Source organism: Cognatundibacterium luofuense (genome assembly GCF_018139685.1).
In the GTDB taxonomy this organism is placed as follows: Bacteria; Pseudomonadota; Gammaproteobacteria; order Burkholderiales; family Burkholderiaceae_D; genus Undibacterium; species Undibacterium luofuense.
Genome location: NZ_JAGSPN010000145.1, coordinates 1 through 455 on the forward strand (window position 1 = coordinate 1; position 455 = coordinate 455).

1 protein-coding gene is annotated in these 455 nt (G+C 50.1%); it reads left to right on the forward strand.

Going from position 1 to position 455, the window contains the following annotated elements:
• Window positions 1-163: 163 nt before the first annotated feature.
• The coding region (locus KDM89_RS19745) for a fumarylacetoacetate hydrolase family protein (protein WP_212689593.1) at window positions 164-455 on the forward strand (292 nt) is incomplete at its 3' end.

A 455-nucleotide genomic window follows, 5' to 3' on the forward strand; every position in this document is an offset into this window, starting at 1 on the left:
TGCGAATCAGGCAGCTATTCAAATGACATCATGCATCAAAGCGATGCTGCCCACAAACAGATTTTGTCTGTGTAGGATGTGGCTGTAGTCTGCCCCGCTTTCTGAGAAAATTCTCTGCATCAGTTAAACTGTCGTCTTTGCCGCAGACAATTCAGGAGTAAGCATGCATACCGTGACACGCGAAGACCAGACCATCGTGCCATCTAAAATCGTCTGCGCTGGCAGAAATTATGTCGCCCATATCGCCGAACTCGGCAATGAGGTACCGGCTGAACCGGTGATTTTCCTCAAGCCAAATTCTGCGCTGTCGGAACAATTGCGTGCTGATGGCGAAGACATCCATTACGAAGGCGAAATCAGTTTTTTGCTCAAGAATGGCAAGCTGGACGCAGTCGGTTTCGGCCTCGATCTGACCCGCCGTGCAGTACAAACCAGCCTGAAAAAACAGGGCTTGC